This window comes from Streptosporangium sp. NPDC023963 (assembly GCF_040639135.1).
Lineage (GTDB): Bacteria > Actinomycetota > Actinomycetes > Streptosporangiales > Streptosporangiaceae > Streptosporangium.
On sequence record NZ_JBEZZK010000022.1, the window covers coordinates 84,165 to 108,217 of the forward strand.

Genomic DNA, 24,053 nt, shown 5'->3' on the forward strand with positions numbered 1-24,053 from the left:
ATGGCTCGCGCTGGTCGTGGGTATCCCAACCGGCCGATCATCGTCAAGGGCCGCTACTACCGCCCGGCCGCCCCGGTCCTCGGCCCGTTCGAGATCGAGGTTGAGTGGCCTGCCCTATCGGTGATCACGCCGAACGCGCGGGTCCTGCTTGACGAGTTCGAGATCGAGGTCGAGTGGCCGCCGGTCACTCTCTTCTATGGGCAGGGGCTGGTCCTCGACCCGTTCGAGATCGAGGTCGAGTGGCCTGAGCTGTCGGTCACGACACCGATCCGGCCCGGTGACGCAATCACCCAGGCCGGTCAGGTCGAGTGGAACGGCACCGTGTGGGGTCCGGGTACGGACGTTGCGGTGCTGGTGCCGATCGAGGGCTGGCGCAGCATGCCGACGGTCGACAACTTGAACGTCAGCAAACCCAACCAACACGGCAGCTGGAACGCCCGCAAGTTGGCGCAGCAGCGGCTCGTCACGATCCGCCTGCAACCCAACTCCGCGAGCGCCCCGGAGATGATCGACGATCTCCTCGACGAGATCGACGCCGTCACCGGCCTCGCCGACGACGACACCCCGCTGCCGCTGGTCATCAAACCGTACGGGGTGCCGCAGCTCGCGTTCGGGCAGATCATCGACCGCGACATTGACCTCGACGGCGCCTACAACGTCGGCATCCCCACCGTCACGATCCTTATCGCGTGCGGAGACCCACGCCGCTACGGCATCGACCGGACCGGCGTATCCATTCCGGTCGGCGGAACCGTGCAGGTCATCAACGCGGGCAACACCGGCACGCATCCGATCATCCGTATCCCGGGCCCGGTGACGAATCCGACGCTCGTCAACGCCGCGACCAGCCGCATCTTGGGTTTCGCCACGACTGTGGCGGATGGCGCACAGCTGGAGATCGACACCGACAAGGGCAACGCCACCGTGAACGGCGACTCCGTCATGTCGACCCTCACCGGCGCCTCCGCCCCCGTCCCCGGCTGGGTCATCAAGGCCGGCACCAACGCCATCACCTACACCGCGAGCAGCGGCGGGGACTCACCTCTCACCCTCCTGTATCGCGACGCCTGGATCTAACCGAAGGACGGGTGACCGGTGACCGCTTCTTTCCGCTCGTCAACCGCCGCCGCTGGAGACGCCGCATCCTTGCAGGTCGCTCGCCCCTCCGGCGTGATCGCAGGCGACCATCTGTGGGCCATCCACATCGTGTTCAACTCCTCGCTGGCGGCATTGACAGCCCCGTCGGGGTGGGCTCCAGCCAGCAGTCGAGACGGCGAAACGCTGACGGTGCGGGTGTGGCGCAAGACCGCCACGAATGCGGAGCCCGGCGCCTACTCGTTCGGGCAGGACAACCACGGCACCATCCACCTGCTGGCGTTGAAGGACGCGAGCAGCACCGCGAACATCGTCATCGCTGAGAGTTTCGGCACCTCCACCACCACCCCGCCGGTGACTCCGGCTGACTCGGCGGCGGTAGAGATCCGTGTCGCTGCGGTCTACACCTACCCCACGGTGATCACGTCGTGGACGGTACCCAGCGGCTACAGCTCACGCGGGCAAACCCAGTCGCAGGACCTCCTCGCGTCGGCCGCGGTGAGCCGTCAGACGAACTCGTCGTCCTCGTCCGGGGCGCAGACGTTCAGCTCCTCACCCGCGGGTATCCGTGAGGGCGTCGGCGTGTCCATCAGCGTCGCCTCCGCGGTCACGGTCCCTGACGTGGACCCTCCTCCGCCGTTCACTCCTGGTGTCGGCGACGCCCTGTATCGGTACAAGTTCCACCGCTTGAGGGACGGCCAGTACCTGGGCGACCTGGAACTGGTCAACGTCAACTTCGACAAGCGGATCTTGCAGCCGGGCACTTTCAGCGCGACGATCGCGATCCCAGACCGGGACGTGGGCGCCCTCGTCAAGCACATCATCCCCGAGGACGAAACCGTCCTGGACCGGGGCCCGGGTGTGATCACCTGCCAGGTTCTCCGAGGCGGCGAGTACTGGGGCGAGTACTGGATCACCGGGGCAACACCGGCGCGCAGCGGCAAGGGCACGCCGACGATCGCATTGAGAGGTTCGACGCTCGATGCGTACTTTCTGCAGGTCGAACTGCAGGAAACCCTGCCGACGTTCACGGCTTACGACCAGATCGACATCGCCCGCGAGCTCCTGAACCACATGCAGTCGCAGCCGTACGCGAACCTCGGCCTAGTGCTGCAAGGCGGCGTGTCCGGCGTCGAGCGGGACCGCACATACGCCGCGGACGAAGCGACGTACGGGCAGCGGCTGACCGAGCTGGCGCAGGTTGATGGCGGCTTCGAGTGGGCGATCAACATTCTGTCCGGTCCCGCCGGCCTGGAACGCCACTGGGTGTGGGGCATGCCCCTCGGCACCCAGGACCCCGCGCCGCACGTCTTCAGTGACGACCCGGGCGGCGGCATCATCTCCGGCTGGTCCGAGCAAATCGACGCCCTCCGCGGAGCGACCCGGTGGCGGGCCCGCGGCGACCGCATCAGCACCGACGCCTCCACCTCGTCAACGCCGCTGATCTCCGCCGCGGCCGAGGCGACCGCGCACCTCGCCGCAGGATGGCCGCGACTGGACCGCACCATCAACTACTCGTCAGTCACCGAGATGGCGACGCTGGAGGACTACGCGGCGTACTGGGCGGCGACCGCTCCCGGCGCCCTGCGGGTGGACTCCGTGACGCTGACGCTCGGCGCCGAGCCCTCGTTCGACATGAACAGCCTCGGCGACACTGCGCGGATCCATCTGGACAACGAGTGGCACAACCCGCACTGGCGGACCCGCCGCATCATCGGCATCGGCATCACCCCGACCTCGCGTAACGACGGCAAAGAGACCGCCCAGCTCATCCTCGAAGGGCAGGAGGCCGCCTCTTGAACCGTTTCCCAGCTGACGATGAGGGCGACTTCAGTGACCTGCGGACCGCGGTGGACGAGATCCAAGCCCTCCTCCGGACGCGGGCACCGCTCATCGAAGCGAGCCGCGGCTGGATCCTCCGCCAGATGGGCACGCCAAGCATCCCGCCATCCGGGGACGTCCACATCTATGCCAGCGGGGGCCGGCTCCGCGCCCGCTCCACCCTGGACGATGTGCCGCTCGTTGACCGCCAAGGCGGGCCGGTGGCGATCGCGGCGAACATGACCGCGGGTCCGATCGCGGGTTCGCCGACGATGGCGCAGTACAACGCCCTGTACAACGACGTCGTCGAGGTGCGGGCCCAGCTGAACGCGCTGATCAACAGCCTGCGAGCGGGCACCGTCATCCTCACCTGATCATCATCTGGCCCCTCCGCAGAAAGGCTTCGCCGTGCCCACTCGCCCCACATGGCTATGCCGGGTCCGACATCGCGTCGGCGTCCGCGGAGAGTTTCTGCTGGCGCTCGCACTGATCGATTTCGTCCAGTGCTACCGGCTGTCGTTCCCGTCGCAGGAGACGCTGGCGTCGGCCACGACGCAGTTCCTCGCGTCGGTGTTGCCGCTGCCGGTGTGGGGTGCGATCTGGGGCGTTGTAGGCGTGGTTCTCCTGGTGCAGGCGTTCCAGGTCGCGGACCAGTATGCGTTCGTCGCGGCGAGCATGCTCAAGGTCGGTTGGTCGATGGTGCACATCGGGGCGTGGGTGGGGGGTGTGCCGCAGGCGTGGTGGTCAGTGGCGATCTGGCTCGTGTTCGCCCGGGTGGTGCATACGTTCGCGAAAGTCCCTGAGCGGCCTGAACCGGCCGCTCCCCCTACTCCTTTGGCGGTGCACCCTGAACGCGATCTGGCTGGTCCTGGCGTTGAAGCCGGCGGAGAATTGGACGTCAGGTAACACCGTCGCGACAGTTGCGGCGGTACTGGCGTTGATCGGTACCGTGGTGACCGGCATTATCGCTGGTCGGACCAGCGTCAAGGCGAACAAGGTCACCGCGCAGTCGAATGAGCGGGTGGCCGAACAGACTGCGGCGACTGAGCGGGCCCGGGTCGAGTCCGAGGCTTTTCAGCGGGCCAAGGAAATCTACGACCACGCCATCACTGAGCTACGCGAGGAGCTCGACCGGGTCCGCACTCAGCATGAGCGGACCCAGGAGCAGCTCGACAAGATCAGCGAGAAGTTACTGAGCGAGCGGAACGCCTCTCAGGAGATGCGTGACCAGTTGCGGGACGCGCAGCGGGAGATGGCCGAGATGTCATCCCGGATCGACTACATGGAACGCATGATCGCGAACTTGCGTCAGCAGATCATCACCGCAGGGCTGCAGCCCGATGAGCACATCATCCACCGAGGAGGCTCACCGTGAAGTTCATCTCTCGTTCCGGCTGGGATGCCCGAGCTCCGAAGAGGATGACCCGCCTGACCTCGGCCCGCGGCGTGAAGGTCCATTACGTGGGCTCACCGGTCACGTCTGTGCCGGCGGCGAAGTGCTCAACGGGTTGCCGTAACAAGGTCCGTTCGATTCAGCGCCAGCACATGGACTCCAACGGCTGGTCCGACATCGCCTACAACCTGCTGGTGTGTGAGCACGGCGTGGTGTGGGAAGGGCGCGGCGCCCGAGTGATGTCCGCGGCGAACGGCGAAGGACTCAACAGCGGCCACTACGCAGTCTGCGCACTGCTCGGCAACAAGGGCCTGGTGGAACCGTCCAACGCGATGCTGAACGGGCTACGAGACGCGATCGAGTACCTGCAAGAGCGCGGCGCCGGCAAGGAGATCAAGGGCCACCGTGACGGCTACTCGACCAGTTGCCCTGGCGAGCCCCTGTACGCGTGGGTGAAGCGCGGAGCCCCCCGTCCGAAGGCGTCCGCCCCGGCGAAGCCGCCAGCCAAGCCTGTGAACCCTACGGAGGTCATGGTGAAGCAGCTACCCACCCTGAAGATCGGTGATGGCCGTAAGGACAACGACCCGCTGAAGTGGGACGTCAAGACGCTCCACTACCTGCTGCTCGCGCGAGACTATGGCGGGCTTGAGGGGCTCGACGACACCGTGTTCACCGAGGCTCACGCGAACGGCGTGAAGGGTCTGCAGGCCGCGGCGGGGCTGAAGCAGGACGGGATTTGTGGGCCACTGACCTGGGCCGTGCTACTTCGGGTGTGATTTGCCCATAAATACCGGCCTGATCTGCGATAATGAACAGACATTCGAAACCCGGGCGGGTGCTGGTAACACCCCCCGGGCGTGGAGAACACCTTTCTCGGAGGTGCCCTCATGGGCGATCGTATCTGCACGTCCGAAGGCTGCAACGGCAGGGTCGTTGCACGTGACATGTGCACCAAGCACTACCAGCGTTGGGTGAAGGACGGCAAGCCGGGCTACATCCCGAAGAGCCAACTCCCCGTCGTTCTCTGCGCGGTGGATGACTGCGACCGCCCGATCAGGAAGCGCGAGTGGTGCAATCGGCACTACGAGAACGTTCGCCGGTACGGCCGTGCAGTGCCTGTGCGAGACCTGCCGTTGAAGGAGCGTCTCGAACTAGTCGGCTGGGATGTCACGGAATCGGGCTGCTGGGAATGGCGCGGCGTAAGAAACGACAACGGGTATGGCCTGCTCTCGGCTCCCCGCCATGAGCTAGATCACGCCCGTGTTCACCGGCTCATGTATGAACTCCACGTCGGCCCTCTCGGTGAGCTCATGGCCTGCCACCGCTGCGACAACCCGCCGTGTGTAAACCCCTCACACATCTTCCCCGGCACGGGCGCCGACAACATGGCTGACATGTCGGCCAAAGGCCGTCACTGGAAGCAAGGGAGAACCGAATGCCCCAACGGGCACGACCTGACCCTGCCAGACGCGACCAGAATGGTTGCCCGCGCTGGCAAGGCTGGCCCCATCTGCGTCCCCTGCGATCGAGCACGTAAGCGCCGATGGGAAGAAAAACAGCGATCCGCCTAACCGGCCCGGTCTGTCCCCGAGAGGCCGTCATGTTTCGACATGGCGGCCTTTCTTGTGGGCCGCTGACCTGGCCTGTGCTGTTGCGCGTTGCGTAGCAGTGGATGTTCTGCACGCCCTACTACTGCCGTACCTCGTGCGAGCGTCAGATCGAGGAGTTGAACGCGGCGACGTCGACACGCTGCTCGCTGACGGGCAGGACGCGGCTGAGGAGTCCGGCATCGGCGAGTGACCCGATGCGGGAGAGCGGGACTCCGCTCAGGTCGGCGATGCCGATCTCGATGGCCTCAGTGGCGTCAACGCTCATACCCGCACAGTAGCGGAGCCCGCCCAGCGCGAGCCCGTTTTTAACCAGCCCCGAGCCGACCAGCCGGGGCTTTTCTCATGCCCGAACTCCGGGCGCCTACCTACCTCCGGAGGTCGCCCATGTCCATGTCCGGCCGCGCTTTCGAGGCGCGGCAGACCGCTCTCCTCGCTGCTGCTGCGCTGCACGGGCCGCTGGTCCTGGAGCTCGGCGTGGACCGCGAGGTCACCGAGCGCACCGCACAGGAGAGGATCCGCCGGCTTGCCGACGGTCTCGCCGCGTACGTGCTCGGCACCGCTGACTTCCGCCTGATCCCTGGCCCCGTCGTCGACGAGGGCGAAGACGTGCCGTCTGGCACACCCCACAGAGAAGGAATCGACATGACGCAGATGAACACCGGCCACAAGTTCTCGCTGTCCATCGCCGCGAAGGACGCCGCGGGTTTCGCGACCACGCCCAACGTGCAGTGGACGATCGACGACCCGGCGGTCGCGGAGCTGCAGGTGTCGGAGGACGAGCAGACCTGCGTCGTCGTATCCGGCGCCCCGGGTTCGGCGGTGCTGACCGTCACGATCGAGGGCGAGAACGAGGAGGGTACCGAGCCGCTGTCCGTCACCCACGCCGTCGACGTCGTCCCGGCGGGCACGGCGACCATCGAGCTGGTGGCCGGCGACGTGGTCTCCGAGTAGTCGATGACTCTCAACGACATCTCGGGCAAGAAGCCCGTCACGCTGTTCGGCCAGGAGCCGGCGGTTATCCTCTACGTCGCTAACGCCCTGGTCGCGTTCCTGGTGACGGTCCCGCAGTTCGGCCTCACCGAGGTCTCCGCTGGGTACGTCATGACGATCGTGTCCGGCCTGGTTGCGCTGGCCGTGGCGTTCCTGACCCGCCCGTGGGTGGTGTCGGCTCTGACCGGCGCCCTGTCCACGATTCTCGCGGGTCTGGCGTCGTTCGGTTTGCCGCTGACTGAGCAGCAGTCGGCGACGTTCGTGATCCTCGTGAGCGCCGTTCTCGGCCTGGTGCTGCGGGCGAACGTGTCGCCATCGGCGGGCCCGGTGCAGCCGACCGCGCTCGTCGAGAACGTCACCGTCCAGCGCTAGCCTGAGCACGCTCCTCGTCGTCCTCCGGGACTGGCGGGGGATCGCTCGTCTGTTCGCCCCCTCGTCTCCGGACGAGGGGGCGTTCTTCGTTTCCAGACCGGACACGGCGCGCGTAAGCCGCATACGCGAATACTGGCGACAAATGACCATTGGCCCGGTCCAAAGAACCTACTTCTGCCAATCTGGTGCAGCCGCGCCACGGCTTCCCCTCCCTTCCCTGGAGTCTCCTGATGCGTCTCAGAACGCCCGCTGCTTTACTCGTCACCGCTGTCCTCGCGACCGGCCTGTCCAGCGTCACGACCGCTTCGGCCGCGCAGTCGGCTCCCGGTGATGTGGTGCACTCCTGCGTCAACAAGAAGACGCGTTACACGCGCATCGTGAACGCTTCGGCGAAGTGCCGCACCACCGAGTTCTCCTTCTCGTGGGGCGGGCAGGGGCAGACCGCGGTGAACAGTCCCGGCCAGCAGGGTCCGCGCGGCGCGACTGGGCCTCAGGGCCCGCAGGGGCCGAAGGGTGACCCCGGCCAGCAGGGGCCGCGCGGTCTTCGTGGCGTCCCTGGTGTGGCCGGTCCGACCGGGGCCCCGGGCAAGGACGGAGCTCCCGGCAAGGACGGAGCGGATGGCAAGGATGGCGCCCCGGGCAAGGACGGAGCGGGTCTCGACGGGCCGTTCGTCCTCGACATCAACGGCGTCCAGAGCCTCTGCAAGTGGGACGGCACCGTGAAGGGCTACCCCCGCCTGAAGTGCAAGCTCGGTGTCCCCAACAGCCCGACGCCGACGCCGACGGCCACGCCGACGGTGAACCCCACCCCGACTCCCTCCCCGACGAGGCCGACTCCGACGCAGAACACCGCGTCGTAGCCCGCACACACGAGAGCGCCGCCTTCCCGTCTGGGAGGGCGGCGCTCTTTCGTGTTTCCTGGCCGCAGGGTTGACCGGCGGGGCACTTCGCCCCCTTCGTGGCGCCTCTCGTAGGATCCTCCCGGACCGCACCACAGATTTCGAGCCAGGGTGCCCCGTCGTTCACGGCGGGGGTGAATGGTGTCCATCCGGTTTTGTCAGTCCTTACCGATAAATTTGATCTCGTGTCCCGCTACCGACTTCAGCCTTCGCGCGCCCAAGAGGCGGCGCTGCTGGAGCACTGCGGACACGCCCGATACGTGTGGAACCTCGCGGTCGAGCAGCACGCCCACTGGCGACCTGGCATCAAGTCCGCGCCGGGATTCGCCGAGCAGTGCCGTCAACTCACTGAGGCGCGCGCCGAGTTCGAGTGGCTGCGCAACGGCGCACAGGTCGTTCAGCAGCAGGCGCTCAAGGACTTCGCGCAGGCCATGGCGGGCTTCTTCAAGAAGACACACAAGCGTCCGACGTGGCGTAAGCGCGGGCAGGGCGAAGGGTTCCGTATCGTCGGCAGACGGGGGCCCAACTGGGATGTTCGCCGGGTCTCGCGCAACGTTGGCGAGGTCAAGATCCCCAAAGTGGGCTGGGTACGGTTCCGCTGGTCCCGTCCCGTAGCCGACGACGTGAAATCCTTCCGCATCACTCGCGACGCGGCTGGCCGCTGGCACCTGTCCTTTGCTGTGGCCCCAGAGCCGATTCCCGCACCGGGTACGGGTGAGGTCGTCGGTGTGGATCGGGGCGTCACCGTCAGCGCCGCGCTGTCCACAGGTGAACTGCTGACCGCGCCTACCCTGCGTGGCGCGGAGAAGAAGCGTCTGCTGAGGCTTCAGCGGAAGCTCGCCAAGGCCAAGCGTGGTTCGAACCGGCGCGACAAGGTCAAAGCCGCAATCGCCCGCCTCAAAGCCCGTGAGACAGACCGCCGTAAGGACTGGGTCGAGAAGACCAGCACTGACATCGCGCGTCGTTTCGACGTCATCGCCGTCGAAGACCTGAAAATCCGCGACATGACCCGGTCGGCCAAGGGCGCCGTCGAAGCGCCCGGGAAGAACGTCCGCCAGAAAGCCGGACTCAACCGGGGCGTCCTCGCCGCCGGGTGGGGCCAACTCGTCGAACGTCTGGAGCACAAGGCTCCGGGTCGCGTTCAGAAGATCAACCCGCGTTTCACGTCGCAGACCTGCAACGCTTGTGGGCATCGCGCAGCCGAGTCGAGAGAGAGTCAATCTCGATTCGTCTGCGTCGCCTGCGGGCACCAGGCGCACGCCGACGTCAACGCGGCGAAGAACGTTCGAGATACGGCGGCAGGGCATGCCGTCGCTGCACGGGAAGGCCCAGCATTGGCTGAGCCTGTGAACCGTGAACCTCAACGCGACCTCCTCCTCGTGAGGTAGGAAGCGTTGGAATCCCCCGCCTGAAGGCGGGGGAGGATGTCAACTGGGGGAGACCGCGCCATGCCCGACTACGAATTCCCGCCCGACCTGCTCGACGCGCAACGCGCCTACAGCGAGGCCGACCGCCGCGTCCAAGAGGTGACAGACGCGCTGCCGACGGCGCAGGAGGTCATGGAGGGGGCCATAACCGACGAGCAGCGGGCCGAACTGGTCGAGGCGCGTGAGGCCCGCCTGACCGCGTTGGAGGCGCTGAACCGGCACCCCTGGTGGGAGCAGCCCGAGCAGCGGGATCGGTACGCCGCGTGGAAAGCCCTCCAGGCGGCAGCCACGGCCCGCCAGGAAGACGCCAAAGACTGAACACGCGAACGCCCCGCTCGTTCTCCTCACGGAGAGCGGCGGGGCGTTTCCATGTTCACCGGGTGCCGCTGCCCTTACACGGCCGGCACGACACCCACACTTCAACGACGACGGTTCCGCCGCTCGCGGTCTTCTGTTCCTTCTTCTCGTTGTAGCCTCCCGCACCTCCGCAGTTGGAGCACGTCTCCTTGCCTGCGGTCACGGACTCGGGAGGAAGGGGCGCGGGGGAGAGGTTCTCAACCGCGGCGTCGCGCTGCTCGACGGTGAGGAAGGGCAGCGTCACTTTGCTGCCGCGGGGCGTGGTGTACGTGATCGTTTCTAAGCCGTCGGGGGTCATGAACCCACGGTAAACACGGCGATGCGGGCGTGTCAGGACATCGGTGGGGTTCGGGTCCCGCATCTGCCTCTCAGCTGGTGCGGTACTCCACCCACGCCCGGCACGCCGCCGCAGTCCGCAGCCGCTTCTCTCGTAGGTGAGCTGGTCCGGTGTCGGCCATGTGGGTAGCGAACATGAGGCGGGTGGCGGCCAGCGCAGTCACCGCATTCGCAGGTGCTGAACTCCACGCGGGCACCCGGGCGGCGGCGGCCTCAGCTTCGGCGGGTGTGTGGCCGGCGTCTATCAGCCGCGGCACCAGCAGAGCCACGTCCACCCAGTCGGCGCCCCGGCACGCCATCGACCAGTCGATGACCTGGCAGCGGTCGACGTCGACGAGGATGTTGCCCGCGTGCAGGTCCGCATGCAGTAGGGCCGTTCCGTCGAACTCGTCGAGGTCGAGGGCTTTGACGAGCGGCCCGTAGCGGGCGTACTCGGCCGGAGAGTCCGCTAGGAGCGCTTCGGCCTGGCGGAGCAGCGCGGCGACCTTGACCGTCACGGACGGCGCCTCGGGCCACGGGCAGGGCGCGGAGAGGGCGGCGACCGCATCCACGACCGCGGAGATGTGCAGGGAGCCGGGGGACAGGTTCGCCTCCTGGCCGGGCGCGTGCTCGAACAGCAGCACATGCCAGCCGTCTACGTCCGCGGTCCACAGCAGGTGAGGCGCGGGGATGGTCGCGGGGAGAGCCTGGTTCGCAGCTCGTTCACGCAGCAGATGGCTGGCGACCGGCGCAGCGGCGGGGGCCGCCTTCACGAAGAAGACGGCCCCCTGGGCGGTGGTGATGTGCGCGGCGACCCCGGAAGTCAGCCCAACCTCAGCCGACCGGACGTCGACGGCTAGGCCGGTCTGCTCCTCGACGGCAGCACGGGCAGCTTCGGGCAGGTCAGGCCACTGCCTTCTTCGGTGAATCGGCGCACCCCGCATGGCACTGGTTGCATTTACCGCTGCTGCACTTGTCGTTGCTGCAGTCGGCCGAGGTCGGCCACACCACCGGGTCCACCCGGTAGCCGGCCGCCTCCATCGCTTCGATCGTAGCCGCGAGGCCGCCGCCGGTCCCGGATTCGCCCGGCACGTCGTCGGGCACGTGATGGATGAACCGGCCCGCGGTCTCCTGGCAGAACTCGGCGTACTCCCTCGTGTAGAGGATGAACGTGTGCCAGCCGACGTCGACCTGCTCGGACGGGCCGAGGCCAGCGCCGGGGTTGGCGGCGCAGGTCGCGAGGAACGCGAGCGCCTGCTCCATGATGACGTCGGCGTGGTGGGCGTGCTCGGGGTGGTCGACGATGATCCGCGCGGTCAGCCGGTCGAACAAGGCGGGGCTGACGAGGGTGCGGGCGGTGGTGGTGGGCCGGTCGAGGATGACGGTCATGGGGTCCTCCGAACGGAGATGGAGCCCTAACCCTGCGTTAAGGGCTGCTACTCCTTGACGTTCCTCCGGTCGAGGTCCATCGTCGAGAGCCCGACGATGTGAACGAATGTGAGACCTGCCATGGCTCCCAAACGTGCACGTCCGATCGCCAACCCGGCACTGGCCGCGGCGATCGAAGCAACAGGATGGACCCGCGCGCAGACAGCGCAGCACATCAACGCCGTCGCCGCAGAAACCGGCTCCCCGCTGCACTACGACCACTCCACCGTTGGCCACTGGCTGACCGGAACAACCCCACGCGCGGAGGGTATATGTGCCGGGGTGGAGGCGTTCCGCCGCGGACTCCACCGGCCGGACTTGACGCCGGCGGATCTCGGCTGGCCGGACGTTGCCGCCGTGCCGGGAGCAGCAGATGATCCATGGCAAGGTGATGCGGTCGCCCGGCTGACCGCCCTCGGGGAGGACGACATGTTGCGTCGCCGTACCGTGCTGACCGTGGGCGCGTTCTCGCTCGCCGGCCTCGCTGCCCCTCCGCCACCGCCTCGGCCGGCTGGGGCTTCAGCGCGCCGAGGCGGGTCCGGGGACGTAGCCCGTATCCACGACGCCACTCGTCGTTTCGGAGACCTCGACGACTTGTATGGCGGCGGACATGCCCGCGGCGCGGTCGCCGCTTACCTGGTGCATGATGTCGCTCCGCTGCTGCACGGCACCGCGGGCCGGGCCCGCCCGGACCTGTTCCGCGCGGCGGCGGAGCTCACCTATCTCGCGGCGTACATGGCGATGGACGCCGGCGAGGCTGGGCTCGCGCAGCGCTGGTACGTGCAGACCGTCCGGCTGGCGGATGAGGCAGGGGATCGGGTGCTGCGTGCGACCGCGCTGCGCTCCATGGCGGTCCAAGCGCGCGAGCTTGGGCATGACCGTGAAGCACTCGCCTTGGCCGACGCTGCGGCGTCGGCTCTCGGCGGCCGAGCTCCAGGCAGGACGGTCGCGTGGGTGACGGGCATGCAGGCCGAAGCGCACGCCGGGGTCGCAGACCGGCAGGACGCGCTGACCCTGCTGCGCCGCACTGAGGCGCAGTTGGAGCGGGTGGATTCGCTGCCGGAAGCGGAGTGGACGGGCAACTACCGGCGCGAATCGTTGGAGCATCAGACCGGGCTCGCGCTCACCGCGCTCGGAGACCACGCCGCCGCGGCGACGCACTACGCGGCGTCGATGGAGACACGGCGGCCAGTGGAGCGCCGTACCCGCGCCGTGGTGGGGCTGCGCTGCGCCCACGCGCACCTACAGGCCGGGGATGCGGAACGGGCCGCGGTGGCGGTGCTGGGACTGCGTCAGTGCCTGGAAGGGGTCGTATCAGCGAGAGTCCGCGGCGAGCTGAGGGCGCTGCGGCAGGGCTGGGTGAGGTGCCGAAGCGACGCGCATGTCGCGGAGGCCGACGTCCTGGCTGCGGGCCTGCTGCGCTGACGGCGGGTCCCGGCTCCCCCTCGCGGGAGTCGGGACCAACGACCAGAGATCGCCTCGGGAGCATCAGGAGTTACCGGGCATAACAGGGCGGTATGGAACAGCAGAAAGCCCCCACCCGGAAAGGGTGAGGGCTTTTCGTCTGTCCCCGCGAGAGCGGGGCCGACTGCCGTCCAAGACATGGACATGGAGCATCCCCGCAGAAGCGGGGCCAACGGTATAACTACCTGGGTCCTGGGACCATCCCCGCCGGTGCGGGGAGCACTGCTACCAAAGTTCCGCGTAGGGAACATCCCCGCGAGCGCGGGGAAGGCGAGAAATTCCCTGCCTACGATGGTTCATCCCCGCTGAAGCGGGGAGCACATGCCCAAAGCTGACCTTGGAGGGTCAACCCCACCGGGGTGGGGAGAGATTCAGCATGCCCTGCAGCAGCGGGGCGCCACAAGTCGTTCAGGCAGAGTCGAGCGCTTTTTCCAGCAGGCGCCGGATCGCTGCCGCGCGGGATTCGCCATTTTGTCGGGCCGCGTCGACCTTCTTGGTCAGATCTTCGCCGAGGCGGACATTGGTGGCTGCGCCGACCTCGGGGCGACCAGGACCACGCTCCTCTTCCAGCTCACCCCAGTACTTTTCAACGATCTCGTCGTCGCCGTCCTTGATCAGCCAGTCGCGGGCCTGATCGTCAGTAAGGAACTCGTAGTACTCGGGACCGTTGTACTCGCTGCTGAAGTTGTAGTAGCGGACCCACCTGCCACCTTTGGTGCGGTAGAGGCGTTCGTAGCCGACCTGGCCGCCGCTCATGATGCCGATGTGGTTATTGCCGTTCCAGCGGGTCTTTTCGTCGATGTTCTCGACGCAGGTTGCGGGGTCGAACCAGCCCAGCAGCGTCTTGTCCTCGTAGGGGTCGCGACTGTAGACGTTGACTCTCGCCATGATGATCTGCCCTTTCAGATGGTGATGGTGATGACCCAGCGGCCCTGGTCGTTCTTGCGGGCCTCGACCTTGCCTGTGGCGGCCCACCGCTGCACGGTCCTCACGGACACGCCGAGCGCCTTGGCCGCTTCCTGCGTGGTGGTTTCGGTGCCCTCCGGCTCCGGAAGGAGCGCGTCGATCTCCGCGAGGCGGGCGAGCAGCTGCTCCCGCTCGGTCAGTAGCGCGTCCACGTCGACCTCGCCGCACGTCTCGTCGACGATCTCGTAGCTGTCCTCCCGCTCCAGGTTGAGCGTGGTGCGGGGGATGTCGCGGACTTCCACGATGACGTCGTCACCGGCGCTGATCTGCGGGTAGCGCATCGACCCGCCCGTGCTGGGGAGCTTGCCCTCAATGAGGACTACGTTCACGGCGAGGCGGACGGCGCTGTCACGGCCGGGCCTGGTTGCGATGCGACGACCGGCGAACTTGGCGTCGGCTCCGTCGCGGTAGCTGACCTCGTGGTCGGCGAGGCGGACCCGCACGGTGACGAGGTCGGCATCGTCGACCGGGGATCCGTCGGTGCCGTAGACCTCGCGGAGCAGGTCGCGGACGCGGTTCTCGTCGCGAGCGTCGAACTGCCACGCCTTGGCGGGGCCGTTCCATCGGCCGCCGATGGTCTTGGCCTTGGTGACGAAGGTGGTGTCGTAGGGGGAGCAGACGCTGGTCTGGCCGTTCTCCGTCGTGACGGTGATGTCGCTCATGTCCACTCCCTCATGCCATGATTTCCGATACCGTTAATCTATGGGCCATCGAAGGAATAAGCAATACCGTTTATTTGATTGGTTGGAGCCCCAGACGCAACGAAGCCCTCACCCAGACGGGTGAGGGCTACTTCATCTTCCGAGCGACCGCCTCCCGCTGGAGGCGGCCACCCCGGAGGAGGCGCCGGCCGGTCAGCCGCACGCTGACGGGCCTCAACCTGTAAGACGCCAGCCGGGGGCGGGTGGTTGCCCAGAACCCGAATCGGGCTCGGACGCAACGAAGCCCTCACCGGGAAAGGCGAGGCTTCACCCGCCGCTGGCTCCGCTCGTCAGCTCTATCGCCTCACGCTGCCACGTCACGTCAATCGGTTCCCCGCGCAGGTCGGCTAGTTTCGCCAACAGATGCATGATTACACGCATGTTGGCACTGTGTAGCGCGGCAGGCCCCATACCCATGACCGGCCTGGTCAAGTCAGGAATGATGTTCTCAACGAGGTCGGACATTTCCTCTAGGTCGCTTCTGGACTTGATATTGGCGGTAAGACTGATCATGCCAATAAGGGCGAGGAGCTTGAAACGCGCCATGGCGTCAAACTCCTCGTACTCCTCTGCCGTGAACTCGCTCATGGAGGTACTCCTCAGGGTGGGGGTGAGCGTACGACGCGCAAGACGGGCATCAGGTTGTCGGGCGATTCAAGGCGAGGGAAGCCGCCCGGTCTGCTGATCGTTCGCAGGCAGACACGGCGACGCCCCCACCCCGAAGGGCAGGGGCGACCACACGATAGGTGAATCGGCGGTAACATGACTGCTGACTAGGTAGAACGTTCTGGCTGGCATAGATCAGCTGGCACTGGAAGGCCCCCGTCGCACTTCGGTGCCACGGGGGCTTTTCTGCGTAGAGGGCAACTTGGCGACTGGGCGAACCCCGCAGTAGGCAGCTACGTCGCGCTGCGGGGGTTGTTGAGGATGGTGGCGGCCTTCGCTGTGCAGGCGTCTCGGCCGCTGCTGTCGCCGTTCGCGAGCGACTGCATGCCATCGATGAACGTCCTCACGAGTTGCTCCATGGCGGCGTCCGTAAGTTTCTGACTCTCGTTCACAGCGTTCTCCTTGTGATGTGAGTTAACAATGAAGGCCGTGCAATTTGCAGGACGGTAAGGACCGAATGGGGTTCAGTGGGCGCTCGGCTTCAAGATCGCTGCGACCCATACATAATCCTCGTTATGACCCGGTCCACGTCAGGACCTTCGCAACTCGGACCGAAGGGTCATTCTCTATCCGCTTCGGCGCGTGAAGATAAATCTCGGTCGTTGCGGCGGAAGCATGACCAAGAGCGTCTTGGATCTCACGAACGGACGCACCGCTCTCTTCGGCCACCGTGGCGAAAGTATGGCGAAGAGTATGCGGAGTGACCCTTTCTGGCATGAACAGCCCAGCTTGCCTTGCGATCCGCGAAACAAGATCCACAACGTCGCTTCTGCGCATCGGCTTGCCGCCCGCCGTCAAAAACAGCGGTCCCGGAGTGTCACCCCGCTCGGCGAGATACGCGTCCAAAAGCTGACCCGCTTCCGCCGGCAGTTGCCGAGTCCGGATCTTCTCGCCCTTCCCGACGATCCGAACCGTCCTCATGCCCCGCTCGTAACCGAGTGACTTCAACTCCAGCGTGACGACCTCAGCCACGCGAGGACCAACCGAGATCATCAGGCCGATGATCGCCGCCGTCCTCAACCGCTGCCGGTGCTTGTCGCGGATCGAGGCCCGCACCATCGCCTCCGCCTCCGACCCCGTCAACCCGACCGTCTTCGACTCCTTGCGGTTCGTCTCCGGCCGGTTCGCCCCACCGAACTCATTCGCCTTGATGATCCGCCGGCGAACGAGGTAGGTGTACCACGACGACACCGCGGCGAGCTTCCGAGCCGCCGACCGAGCCGACAGCCTACGCACCTGGAGCGAGCGGGCGTACACGTCGCCGTGGCCGACGTCGACCGTCAGCGGATCAAGGTCGAACTGGTTGCAGAACGCCAGCCACTCCCGCAGGTCTCGGCCGTAGGCGGCGCCGGTGTGCGGTGACTTCTGCCGGCTGAGCCACGCCCACACCAACTCCTGAACCGACGGCTGCAGGAGCGCCATCTCGCTGCGGAGCTGCTGCTTCCACAGCGGCTCCTTGCCCTGCGCTGATGGGGTGAGAGCGGAGTCGACGATGTGACCAACAAGGACCGTCATACGGATTTCCTTCGGGGAGATAGAGGGGTGTATCTCAGGCGAGGGTGTAGAGGCCGCGTCCCATGCGGGCGACGTCGCCGCGGTCCGCTAGTCCGCCGAGCTCGTTGCGGACAGTGCCGATCTTGACCGGCTTGCCGCCGTCCTCCAGTACGGCGGCCAGAACGTCGTCAGCAGTCATCGGCTCCTCGGCGCCCTCCAGGACGACCAAGATCCGGTCGCTCAAGCGGGGTTTCGCGCTGCGGCGCGGCTGGCCTGCGGAGGTCGAGCTGCCTGCACTGGGTGCATTGGCGGTGCTGCCGCTGTATTCCTCGCGCAGTTGCTGGCACAGCGCCTCGAACGCCTCAGGGTCATGGCGGGCGGCGTAAGCCGGGCCAGCGGCCTCCCACGACTCCTGTTCGAGGCCGACCGGTTCCTCGTCGCCATACAAAGCGAGGATCTCCGGATCCAGGCCACGCAGAGGGACGATCGACCCGCACCGCAGGTGCCGCATCAGCGAGGTAGGGCGCGGCCCCGACAGCACATACCCCATGCCCTGGGTGCCCGGTGCCTCCTCCTCGTCGTCGTAGTCGAGCCAGGCGTACGGGTCGATCAGGTCGATCGCCCGCATCCGAATCTGCTTGGTGATCGGCGCCAGCTGCACATCGGCCGGCAGCAGTCCGTCGGACACCAGCTGGCGCATCATGCTGCTGCTCCACCGCAGCAGGGTGATCTCGCCTTCCTTGAGCATGGCGCGCAGCGTGTCGGAGCCGCCGAGCTCTTCCAGGTGGGATGCCTGGGCTGCCAGGTCGATGCCGACGCCGACGCTTCTGCCGGTGCGACCCAGCTCCTTGATCAGGTAGGTCCCCTCGTCCCGGTAGGGGGCGCCACGCTCCAGCAACCGGTTGACCTCATCCAGGTGGACGTTAAACAGCGGGTCGCCGGCGCCCAGCCAGAACGACGTGCGGCCCGCGGCGGCGTAGCGGCGCATCCGGGCGTGCGCGACCGCCACCGCCGAGCGCAGCATCAAAATCGCGCCCTCCTGGCTGGAGGTGTGGAAGGCGACGTTGTCGCGCGCCTCGGGGACCGACTGGCCCTCCTTCAGGTCCGCCAGCGCCGTGCAGATTCCGTTGATCTTCTCGGCGATCAGCTGGAGCTGTAGCGCTCTGGACTTGCCGGCGCCGGTCGTGCCGAACAGCAGGAAACGTTGCGCGCTGCCGGTGGTGGGGTCATACAAGCGGCGCCGGGCCGGCCTGCCGTCGTGATGTACCCCGATGACGATCCGGCCGTGCCGGTCCATCGTCAGGTCCTCACGGGTGACTGCGCGCACGGTGGCCAGTGGGTTGGTCGGGTAGATCGTGACGACCGCGTGGTTGCCGCCGTCGGTGTCGACGACGACCCGGGTGGGGTCACGGATGGCGAGCGCTGACAGCAGCGCCTGCATGTTCCACCGGATCACCTCGCCCGGTTCCGCCTCCAGCAGCAGCTCGATTACCTCGTTGTGCGTGGACGCCTGGCGCACGGTGCTGCGGACCTGCTCGCGGGTCTGCGCCCGGGGCGGGCGAGCTTGGGTCAGCATCACTGCTCTCCGTTCGGATCAACCAGCTGAGGCGATGGGAGTTGCCGGGTACGCACACCGGCCAGCCGGGTGCCCGGCATCGCCTTCGGCGCGATCTTCTTCTCCCAGTACGTCACCGGGTCGTCGATGGCGATCTCGTCCGGGCCGATGCTCAGCTGCCGCAGGCCCGCCCCCCGGCCGGACACTCCTCTGATGTCGATCTCGTCCTCGGGCACGTCCATGAGCGCTGACAGCCGCTTGGTGGAGATGTCAGGGACTGGCTGGGTTGGGTCAGCCGAGCGGATCACGGCCCGCATCGACTTCTCTCCGGTCTGCTCGATGTCGCCCAGGAGTGTGCCGGGTGCCGCCCCGCCGTCAACGGCGACGCGCTCCGCCCACCATCGAGCAGCCGGATGCTCGTCGACTTCCTCCGCCAAGGCCACCTCGACCGTCGGTGCGGGGGCCGGTGGCGGGCAAAGCATCCGCCGGGCCATTCGTGCCGGGCGCAACGCCCAGGTCGCGGTCGCCCAGACGGTTAACGCCAGGGCCTCGCTCCAGTGTGGTCCGGTAATGAGCCGCTCCATGAGCAGCAGCCCCGTCAAGCCGGTTCCGGGCATCAGGTACAGCACGCTCGCGGTCGCCCGCTGGTGGCCGGCAGGCCGCCACGCCCGCAAGGTCACCAGGCCCGCCGCGGTCGTCGTGGCCACCACGGCTAGGCCCAGACCGGTGGTGGCCTGGTCAGCAAGCAGCCCAGACCCGCCGAGGGCGACCCCGGCGACGGTTGCGACCCGGCCGGTACCACTTCGTACGGCATCCACGCGGCGACGCGCCCGCTGCACCGCAGGCCAGTCCGGGAGCTCCACCTCCAGCGGAGGCAAGGCCGGCGGGGTCCGGGTCATGGTCATCTCCTCAGGTCAGCGGTTGGAGTAGAACTCGGCGTCGGCCATGGGGACGGGCATCGAGTTGGCCGCGGCGGCGACCGACCCGTAGTCGGCCTGGTGAGCGGCGGACGCCTGGGCGAACAACGCAGACAGGTCCTCAACGGCCGAGGCCATACTGTCTGCGTCGCCCAGCACGCCTCGCATGATGGCCGCGGCCTGGTGGTGTTCGCCGACCGTGTCTCGGTCGACGGTCAGACCCGCCATCTGTTCGGCCAGCCGGTCCACGCTGGCAGCGCAACCCTCTACGTAGTTGTAGGTGCGGCGCACCTGCCCGCTCAGCCCGAGCAGCCGAACTCCGGCCACCGCGAGCTGGGTAACGACGATGCCGTAGCGCACCAACGTCTCCAGCACGCCGCCGCTGTCCGCGACCGCCGCACCTGTAGTGCGCTTCTCCAGTTCCATGAGGTTCTCCTGCTACTCGTCGTGGTATTCGCGCTCGGCAGGGCGGATGTGGCCGGCGTCACGGACCGCGTCAGCCAGCGGCTTGTGCCGGGCAGCGGCGTTGCTCCCGGCGGTGGCGATCGCCTCGGCCGCGGCGGGCAGGCCCGCGGCAATGGCCTCGGCTCTCGCTTTGACCATGTCCGTCTTCTCCATGAGGAGCAGCAGCATGCTGGCCAGTACGCCGGGGACTTTCAGGTTGATGATCTCGGCGCGTACCTCCTCCAGCTTGGTCCTCATCCGTTCGCAGCCATCAGCGGTCGCCCGCGCGTCAACGACTCCGTCGAGGATCTCCTCGGCCATGTCGGCGTCGGCGTCGATCACGTCGTTGATGGTCAGGTCCGCATCCCTGTACTGGGTCGTCCTGGTGGCGGGCATGCTCACGGGTGGTGCTCCTTGCCGTGTCGCTGATGTCGACGGGGCTGGGCGTGCAGTGGGTGGTTTGGTGGGGCTCGCGGTCAGCGCGGCCTGTCCCACGGTGAGCGCCGGGGCTTCAGGTCGGGGCCAAGGCCGCTCGTCGACGCGCTCCACGGTCACCTTCTCCGACCGGTCAGCTCCTGGCGGTGGCCTCATCCACTCCCGGCCCGGAGGAGCCTCCCAGCCGTTTGCGTCACGGTCAGAGCGGGAGGAACCCTTAGGCGTCCCCGCCTCCTCGGTAGGCGTCTCGGCGAACGTGGTGTTCGTGCGGCGGGTTCTCCAGCGCTTCCACCACCTGGTGCCGGTCTTCCAGGACCAGAAACGACCGATGCGCTTAGGCCCTTTGGACTTCGGCGCGTTCTTGCCGCTGGTCGTGGTGCGGCCAGTTGTCCAGCGCTTCGCGGCGCCGTCCTTGCCGCCACCGCCCTTGGGCGCCTTCCACGTCATCTTGGGGATCTGGGATCCGCCCTTCGGGGACTTACCGCCAGCGGCCCCGTCCTTCCCCTTCGGCTTCGCGGCGGCGTCCTTACCGGGCTTCTGAGGGCTCCCCGGCTTCGACGGCTTGACCAGGCCGGTCCCCTTGCCCTTGCCCTTCGGCCTCGTGGTGCCACCCTTGCGAAACCGGCCGAATCGACGGAGGCGCTTCGTTGTACCCGGGCCCTTCGGCGCCGTCTTGCCGCCTCGGGTGGACTTGAAGCCCTGTGAATCCTTTCCGCTCTTTGGCGGCCTGCTCCCGCCTCCACCGCCGCCCGCGCGGCGACCAAAGGCCCGGGATCCCTTGCTCTTCTTCTCGCCTCCAGGGGAGCGCAGCAAAGATCCCGAGGATCCTGAGCCGCCTGCTCCTCGCGCTGTCCGTGTGCTACCAGGGGCGTCCGCAGCGGACTTGGCGGACCTCTTGTCCGCTCCAGCGCGGGCCTTGTCGGCGAGCGCCTGGCGGTGTCGGGCGCGGTGCCACATGCCCTTGGCGGCGGCGACCCCGAGGGCCGTCATCAACGCCATGGCGACCGCGAGCGTTTCGCGTGCGGTCGGGTTGTCAGGGTCCTCCGCCGGCGGAGGAACGAACTCGCCCTCATCGTCACCGCCTCCGCCTCCGTCGAAGGAAGGCAGCGGCGGTACAGGCAGGGGAGGGCGCATCTCGTGCATGGTCGGCAGGCTCGGCCAGAAACCCGCTGGATTCTGCTCGCTGGCGGAGGCGGCAACCGTAGAGGCCGACAACTCCGGATGTGCTGGGGATCGCGGCCCGGGCGGCAACGGCGGGGGCGGTGCTGGCGGGCCGTCCATCCGGGGCCGGAAACTCACGATGTTGGTGTCATCGGTCACGATTCGCACTCCTCGTAGGTGTTGACGGACAGTGACCGAACCACGTAGCCTTACGCGCTCGTGCGCGCACGCGCTCGCGCGCTCGCGTTACGCACGCGCGAGGGCCAGTTGCCGCGATGAAGATGAAAAGCACGGTTACCCGCTGTAGCGCTGGCAGTAGTTGGTGAGAGTCAGCGCGAGATCGTTCCACGCACCTTCATCGCCCTGCGCGGCCCGGTCTCGGGCGATCTTTCGCGCTTCGTCCCACCACAGTTCAGCGATCCCCTGCGCGCCGCGGTCAGCTACCAGAATCCGGCGCTGAGCCGCGTGCTGCTGCTGGTTGTAGAGGCGCCGCTCCGCGTTGGTCATCGGCCGGTTCACAACGTCTCCTCTCTGGGCGAAGTCACGCCGACCTCTTACGGCGGTCTCCGCGGTCCTTGTGGATCATGTCCATGAAGCCCACTTCAGGCGCCGGCGCCCGGGGTTCCGCGAGCCTTGACTGCGCTGGACGGCCGGTGGATTCCGTTCTGTGGGTAAGGGCGGGAGCCTGCCGGGCTTGAGCGGCGGCCTGGCGTTTGGCCGGGATCTCGTGGCGGCCCCGCCGGTAGCGAGCCTCCAGCGCGAACGTCAGCTTCGCTGCCTTCTCGATGTGGTCCTGAATCTCAGCGAACGGGCCGGTCACCCAGATGTGCCGCCACCACGCTTCGAAGGTGCCGTAGCCCTCAGGTGGGTTGGCCTTCCACATCGCCTCGGCATCTCGCCGGGTACGGGCCACGTAGTCGGCGTGCTCGGACAGAACCCGACGTAGTTGGGCGGTCCACGCCTCCATCATTTCCGGGCGGTTCAGCTGATCCCCGGACCACTCCGGCCTGGATGAGGGGGTGCTCATGAGGTTTCCTTTCGGGGGGCAACGGCCGACAGGCCGTACTCGCGGGGAACGAGCACGGCTGAGGCAGGGGTAGGCAGGGGCATCAAACGTCACCGCCCACCGCGCTGCTCGACACGGTCGCGCCGTTCACTGCTGTCGGTTCCTCCGACGGCGACTCCTCTGAGGAACGGGCGGGGGTCTGCTTGGAGGCGGAGGGAGAGACCGGCGGGCCACTGTTCGGGAAGAGCCAGCCCTTCGCTGAGAGTTCCTCCCGGACCTCCACAACCCGGTCGTAGCCCCAGCTCTGCGAGAACTTGAACTTGGCCGCTACATCGCCCTTGGAGGGAACGACCTTCCGGTACCGGATGGAGTCGCGGATGAACTTCCGAGCCTCATCGTTGTCCTGGTCAGAGGGTCTCTTCGGTTCCTGCTGCGTTCCCGCTTCCGTTCCCGTTTCGTTCCCTCCTGCGGGCGAGTCTCCAGGAACGAGCTCCCTCAGGGAGAGGGGCGGCAGGAGCGGCTGGAAGCGGGCGACGAACCGGGCGATCCCTTCGCGTGCTTCGGTCGCTTCTGGGTCCTCGCGGTCAAGGTCGTGAGCGACCGCCGCTAGGTGAGTGAGGGCGAGCTTCAACGCATCCGACTGGACCTTGGTGAGCGCTCGCTCGGCGGCGTAAAGCGCGTCCTTGGCGTTCCCCGCGGCGTTCCCCGCTCGGACGGCAGCGATGGCGACGGCGGGCGACTGGACGCCTTCGCCGACAGCCCACGAAAGGGCGCTCATGGTCTCCCGGTAGTGGAAGATCCAGCGGAGCCCGAACTTCGGAGCCCGAGGGTCGATAAGGCCGTCGGCGCGTAGCTGCTGGCGGTGCTGGTGCCTGGAGTGCAGTGCCCACAGCCAGGGGGAGAGGAGGGACGCCATGCCGAACATGACGGCTTCCTCCGTCGGGGTGCCGCCCTCGCCGGCGTAGTGGGAGTAGTTGAGGCCACCGACGACGAGCGCGATGAAGTAGGAGGCTGCCCGGAGGCGGACGACGCTGTCGCCTTCGATGAGTGCGGTGTGGGCGTGCCAGCCGACGTAGATGGCGATGGACTCGATGACCGCAGCGGCCCCGAGGGCGACGGGCATGCTCCATTCGAAGCCCTCGTGGAAGGCGGCGACCTGGCCGACGATCGCGACGAGGTTGACGCCCACGATGGCGCCGACGAGGACCGCGGTGTCGCGCCACTTCTTGAGCCGAGCCTGCCAGCGGGTGCGGGCGGCGGCTGAGCGGATCGACCGGGTGGTGGTGCGACGAAGCTGAGCGGCTGCGCGCCGCTGCTCCTGCTCTTCGCGGTCCTGCTCGGCCTGGATCCGTCGCCGGCGCCGCTCGTCGTCAGCGATGCGGGCAGCGCGGACCTTTGCTGCTGCGTCGCGTTCCCGGCGTTCGGCTCGGGTGAGTCGAGTGGCCGGGTCCGGCCGCGGGGCTGGCGTGCTGGTCAGCGGTTCACTACGGTCATTCACGGTTCGGGGCTCCAAGTCGTGTTGGGGCTTCGTGCCAGG

29 protein-coding genes are annotated in these 24,053 nt (G+C 67.4%); 13 read left to right on the forward strand and 16 right to left on the reverse strand.

Annotated elements, in window-relative coordinates:
- From AB0F88_RS40240 to AB0F88_RS40270, 7 genes are all read left to right on the forward strand, one after another.
- Window positions 1-1,077, forward strand: coding sequence for a hypothetical protein (locus AB0F88_RS40240; RefSeq protein ID WP_362696638.1), 1,077 nt, complete (start codon window positions 1-3; stop codon window positions 1,075-1,077).
- An 18-nt stretch (window positions 1,078-1,095) separates the two neighbouring features.
- Window positions 1,096-2,895, forward strand: a complete 1,800-nt coding sequence (locus tag AB0F88_RS40245) for a hypothetical protein (protein WP_362696640.1) — start codon at window positions 1,096-1,098, stop codon at window positions 2,893-2,895.
- Window positions 2,892-3,290, forward strand: a complete 399-nt coding sequence (locus AB0F88_RS40250; protein ID WP_362696642.1) for a hypothetical protein — start codon at window positions 2,892-2,894, stop codon at window positions 3,288-3,290. Before AB0F88_RS40245 ends, AB0F88_RS40250 begins: the two co-directional genes overlap by 4 nt.
- A gap of 34 nt (window positions 3,291-3,324) precedes the next feature.
- Entirely contained in the window at window positions 3,325-3,822 is a 498-nt protein-coding gene (locus AB0F88_RS40255; protein WP_362696644.1) for a hypothetical protein, read from the forward strand.
- Window positions 3,823-3,853: 31 nt separating this feature from the next.
- Window positions 3,854-4,291: a hypothetical protein gene (locus AB0F88_RS40260; RefSeq protein WP_362696645.1), complete on the forward strand. Its 438-nt coding sequence runs from the start codon at window positions 3,854-3,856 to the stop codon at window positions 4,289-4,291.
- On the forward strand, window positions 4,288-5,085 hold the full coding sequence (locus AB0F88_RS40265; RefSeq protein WP_362696647.1) for an N-acetylmuramoyl-L-alanine amidase: 798 nt from the start codon (window positions 4,288-4,290) through the stop codon (window positions 5,083-5,085). The genes AB0F88_RS40260 and AB0F88_RS40265 overlap by 4 nt, the downstream gene beginning before the upstream one ends.
- Window positions 5,086-5,196: 111 nt before the next feature.
- Complete coding sequence (locus tag AB0F88_RS40270; protein WP_362696649.1) at window positions 5,197-5,880, forward strand: HNH endonuclease; 684 nt, start codon at window positions 5,197-5,199, stop codon at window positions 5,878-5,880.
- Between the two features lie 142 nt (window positions 5,881-6,022).
- Here the strand turns inward: AB0F88_RS40270 and AB0F88_RS40275 are convergent, their stop codons facing one another.
- A complete protein-coding gene (locus AB0F88_RS40275; RefSeq protein ID WP_362696651.1) occupies window positions 6,023-6,184 on the reverse strand; it encodes a hypothetical protein in 162 nt (53 codons plus the stop codon).
- Between the two features lie 119 nt (window positions 6,185-6,303).
- On the opposite strand from AB0F88_RS40275, the gene AB0F88_RS40280 reads away from it, so the two are divergent.
- From AB0F88_RS40280 to AB0F88_RS40300, 5 genes are all read left to right on the forward strand, one after another.
- Window positions 6,304-6,870: a hypothetical protein gene (locus AB0F88_RS40280; protein ID WP_362696653.1), complete on the forward strand. Its 567-nt coding sequence runs from the start codon at window positions 6,304-6,306 to the stop codon at window positions 6,868-6,870.
- Window positions 6,871-6,873: 3 nt separating this feature from the next.
- Window positions 6,874-7,281, forward strand: a complete 408-nt coding sequence (locus AB0F88_RS40285) for a hypothetical protein (protein WP_362696655.1) — start codon at window positions 6,874-6,876, stop codon at window positions 7,279-7,281.
- Window positions 7,282-7,511: 230 nt separating this feature from the next.
- Complete coding sequence (locus AB0F88_RS40290; RefSeq protein WP_362696657.1) at window positions 7,512-8,141, forward strand: hypothetical protein; 630 nt, start codon at window positions 7,512-7,514, stop codon at window positions 8,139-8,141.
- Window positions 8,142-8,365: 224 nt separating this feature from the next.
- A complete protein-coding gene (locus AB0F88_RS40295) occupies window positions 8,366-9,568 on the forward strand; it encodes a transposase (protein WP_362696659.1) in 1,203 nt (400 codons plus the stop codon).
- Between the two features lie 60 nt (window positions 9,569-9,628).
- Entirely contained in the window at window positions 9,629-9,925 is a 297-nt protein-coding gene (locus AB0F88_RS40300; protein WP_362696661.1) for a hypothetical protein, read from the forward strand.
- Between the two features lie 55 nt (window positions 9,926-9,980).
- Here AB0F88_RS40300 and AB0F88_RS40305 read toward each other — a convergent pair whose 3' ends face one another.
- From AB0F88_RS40305 to AB0F88_RS40315, 3 genes are all read right to left on the reverse strand, one after another.
- Complete coding sequence (locus tag AB0F88_RS40305) at window positions 9,981-10,262, reverse strand: hypothetical protein (RefSeq protein ID WP_362696663.1); 282 nt, start codon at window positions 10,260-10,262, stop codon at window positions 9,981-9,983.
- A gap of 70 nt (window positions 10,263-10,332) precedes the next feature.
- Window positions 10,333-11,223 carry a phosphotransferase gene (locus AB0F88_RS40310; RefSeq protein ID WP_362696665.1) on the reverse strand — a complete coding sequence of 297 codons (891 nt, stop codon included), beginning with the start codon at window positions 11,221-11,223 and terminating at the stop codon, window positions 10,333-10,335.
- Complete coding sequence (locus tag AB0F88_RS40315) at window positions 11,183-11,668, reverse strand: hypothetical protein (protein ID WP_362696667.1); 486 nt, start codon at window positions 11,666-11,668, stop codon at window positions 11,183-11,185. Before AB0F88_RS40315 ends, AB0F88_RS40310 begins: the two co-directional genes overlap by 41 nt.
- A gap of 120 nt (window positions 11,669-11,788) precedes the next feature.
- Between AB0F88_RS40315 and AB0F88_RS40320 the strand changes: the two genes are divergently transcribed.
- Window positions 11,789-13,132: a hypothetical protein gene (locus AB0F88_RS40320; protein ID WP_362696669.1), complete on the forward strand. Its 1,344-nt coding sequence runs from the start codon at window positions 11,789-11,791 to the stop codon at window positions 13,130-13,132.
- 447 nt (window positions 13,133-13,579) lie between these two features.
- Here the strand turns inward: AB0F88_RS40320 and AB0F88_RS40325 are convergent, their stop codons facing one another.
- The 12 genes from AB0F88_RS40325 to AB0F88_RS40380 form a co-directional block, all read right to left on the reverse strand.
- Window positions 13,580-14,059, reverse strand: a complete 480-nt coding sequence (locus AB0F88_RS40325) for a CopG family transcriptional regulator (protein ID WP_362696671.1) — start codon at window positions 14,057-14,059, stop codon at window positions 13,580-13,582.
- A 14-nt stretch (window positions 14,060-14,073) separates the two neighbouring features.
- Complete coding sequence (locus AB0F88_RS40330; RefSeq protein WP_362696673.1) at window positions 14,074-14,799, reverse strand: helix-turn-helix domain-containing protein; 726 nt, start codon at window positions 14,797-14,799, stop codon at window positions 14,074-14,076.
- 306 nt (window positions 14,800-15,105) lie between these two features.
- The gene (locus AB0F88_RS40335) at window positions 15,106-15,426 is read right to left on the reverse strand and encodes a hypothetical protein (protein WP_362696675.1); all 321 of its coding nucleotides are present in this window, start codon (window positions 15,424-15,426) and stop codon (window positions 15,106-15,108) included.
- Window positions 15,427-15,737: 311 nt separating this feature from the next.
- The gene (locus AB0F88_RS40340; RefSeq protein ID WP_362696677.1) at window positions 15,738-15,896 is read right to left on the reverse strand and encodes a hypothetical protein; all 159 of its coding nucleotides are present in this window, start codon (window positions 15,894-15,896) and stop codon (window positions 15,738-15,740) included.
- Window positions 15,897-16,017: 121 nt separating this feature from the next.
- A complete protein-coding gene (locus AB0F88_RS40345; protein ID WP_362696679.1) occupies window positions 16,018-17,019 on the reverse strand; it encodes a tyrosine-type recombinase/integrase in 1,002 nt (333 codons plus the stop codon).
- Window positions 17,020-17,053: 34 nt separating this feature from the next.
- Window positions 17,054-18,574, reverse strand: coding sequence for a hypothetical protein (locus AB0F88_RS40350; RefSeq protein ID WP_362696681.1), 1,521 nt, complete (start codon window positions 18,572-18,574; stop codon window positions 17,054-17,056).
- Window positions 18,574-19,452: a hypothetical protein gene (locus AB0F88_RS40355; protein WP_362696683.1), complete on the reverse strand. Its 879-nt coding sequence runs from the start codon at window positions 19,450-19,452 to the stop codon at window positions 18,574-18,576. Before AB0F88_RS40355 ends, AB0F88_RS40350 begins: the two co-directional genes overlap by 1 nt.
- Window positions 19,453-19,467: 15 nt before the next feature.
- The gene (locus AB0F88_RS40360) at window positions 19,468-19,896 is read right to left on the reverse strand and encodes a hypothetical protein (protein WP_362696685.1); all 429 of its coding nucleotides are present in this window, start codon (window positions 19,894-19,896) and stop codon (window positions 19,468-19,470) included.
- Window positions 19,897-19,908: 12 nt separating this feature from the next.
- On the reverse strand, window positions 19,909-20,316 hold the full coding sequence (locus AB0F88_RS40365) for a hypothetical protein (RefSeq protein ID WP_362696687.1): 408 nt from the start codon (window positions 20,314-20,316) through the stop codon (window positions 19,909-19,911).
- Window positions 20,317-21,804: 1,488 nt separating this feature from the next.
- Window positions 21,805-22,029 carry a hypothetical protein gene (locus tag AB0F88_RS40370; RefSeq protein WP_362696689.1) on the reverse strand — a complete coding sequence of 75 codons (225 nt, stop codon included), beginning with the start codon at window positions 22,027-22,029 and terminating at the stop codon, window positions 21,805-21,807.
- Window positions 22,030-22,051: 22 nt separating this feature from the next.
- On the reverse strand, window positions 22,052-22,537 hold the full coding sequence (locus AB0F88_RS40375) for a hypothetical protein (protein WP_362696691.1): 486 nt from the start codon (window positions 22,535-22,537) through the stop codon (window positions 22,052-22,054).
- An 82-nt stretch (window positions 22,538-22,619) separates the two neighbouring features.
- Entirely contained in the window at window positions 22,620-24,014 is a 1,395-nt protein-coding gene (locus tag AB0F88_RS40380; protein WP_362696693.1) for a hypothetical protein, read from the reverse strand.
- Between the last annotated feature and the right edge of the window lie 39 nt (window positions 24,015-24,053).

What these genes read in the sequence shown, in the direction of transcription:
- AB0F88_RS40285 (WP_362696655.1), top strand. Translation starts at nt 6,874, where the DNA reads ATGACTCTCAACGACATCTCGGGCAAGAAGCCCGTCACGCTGTTCGGC.
- AB0F88_RS40310 (WP_362696665.1), bottom strand. Translation starts at nt 11,223, where the DNA reads ATGCGGGGTGCGCCGATTCACCGAAGAAGGCAGTGGCCTGACCTGCCC.
- AB0F88_RS40300 (WP_362696661.1), top strand. Translation starts at nt 9,629, where the DNA reads ATGCCCGACTACGAATTCCCGCCCGACCTGCTCGACGCGCAACGCGCC.
- AB0F88_RS40290 (WP_362696657.1), top strand. Translation starts at nt 7,512, where the DNA reads ATGCGTCTCAGAACGCCCGCTGCTTTACTCGTCACCGCTGTCCTCGCG.
- AB0F88_RS40350 (WP_362696681.1), bottom strand. Translation starts at nt 18,574, where the DNA reads ATGCTGACCCAAGCTCGCCCGCCCCGGGCGCAGACCCGCGAGCAGGTC.
- AB0F88_RS40335 (WP_362696675.1), bottom strand. Translation starts at nt 15,426, where the DNA reads ATGAGCGAGTTCACGGCAGAGGAGTACGAGGAGTTTGACGCCATGGCG.
- AB0F88_RS40360 (WP_362696685.1), bottom strand. Translation starts at nt 19,896, where the DNA reads ATGGAACTGGAGAAGCGCACTACAGGTGCGGCGGTCGCGGACAGCGGC.
- AB0F88_RS40275 (WP_362696651.1), bottom strand. Translation starts at nt 6,184, where the DNA reads ATGAGCGTTGACGCCACTGAGGCCATCGAGATCGGCATCGCCGACCTG.
- AB0F88_RS40270 (WP_362696649.1), top strand. Translation starts at nt 5,197, where the DNA reads ATGGGCGATCGTATCTGCACGTCCGAAGGCTGCAACGGCAGGGTCGTT.
- AB0F88_RS40355 (WP_362696683.1), bottom strand. Translation starts at nt 19,452, where the DNA reads ATGACCCGGACCCCGCCGGCCTTGCCTCCGCTGGAGGTGGAGCTCCCG.
- AB0F88_RS40305 (WP_362696663.1), bottom strand. Translation starts at nt 10,262, where the DNA reads ATGACCCCCGACGGCTTAGAAACGATCACGTACACCACGCCCCGCGGC.
- AB0F88_RS40315 (WP_362696667.1), bottom strand. Translation starts at nt 11,668, where the DNA reads ATGACCGTCATCCTCGACCGGCCCACCACCACCGCCCGCACCCTCGTC.
- AB0F88_RS40320 (WP_362696669.1), top strand. Translation starts at nt 11,789, where the DNA reads ATGGCTCCCAAACGTGCACGTCCGATCGCCAACCCGGCACTGGCCGCG.
- AB0F88_RS40375 (WP_362696691.1), bottom strand. Translation starts at nt 22,537, where the DNA reads ATGAGCACCCCCTCATCCAGGCCGGAGTGGTCCGGGGATCAGCTGAAC.
- AB0F88_RS40280 (WP_362696653.1), top strand. Translation starts at nt 6,304, where the DNA reads ATGTCCATGTCCGGCCGCGCTTTCGAGGCGCGGCAGACCGCTCTCCTC.
- AB0F88_RS40240 (WP_362696638.1), top strand. Translation starts at nt 1, where the DNA reads ATGGCTCGCGCTGGTCGTGGGTATCCCAACCGGCCGATCATCGTCAAG.
- AB0F88_RS40330 (WP_362696673.1), bottom strand. Translation starts at nt 14,799, where the DNA reads ATGAGCGACATCACCGTCACGACGGAGAACGGCCAGACCAGCGTCTGC.
- AB0F88_RS40345 (WP_362696679.1), bottom strand. Translation starts at nt 17,019, where the DNA reads ATGACGGTCCTTGTTGGTCACATCGTCGACTCCGCTCTCACCCCATCA.
- AB0F88_RS40325 (WP_362696671.1), bottom strand. Translation starts at nt 14,059, where the DNA reads ATGGCGAGAGTCAACGTCTACAGTCGCGACCCCTACGAGGACAAGACG.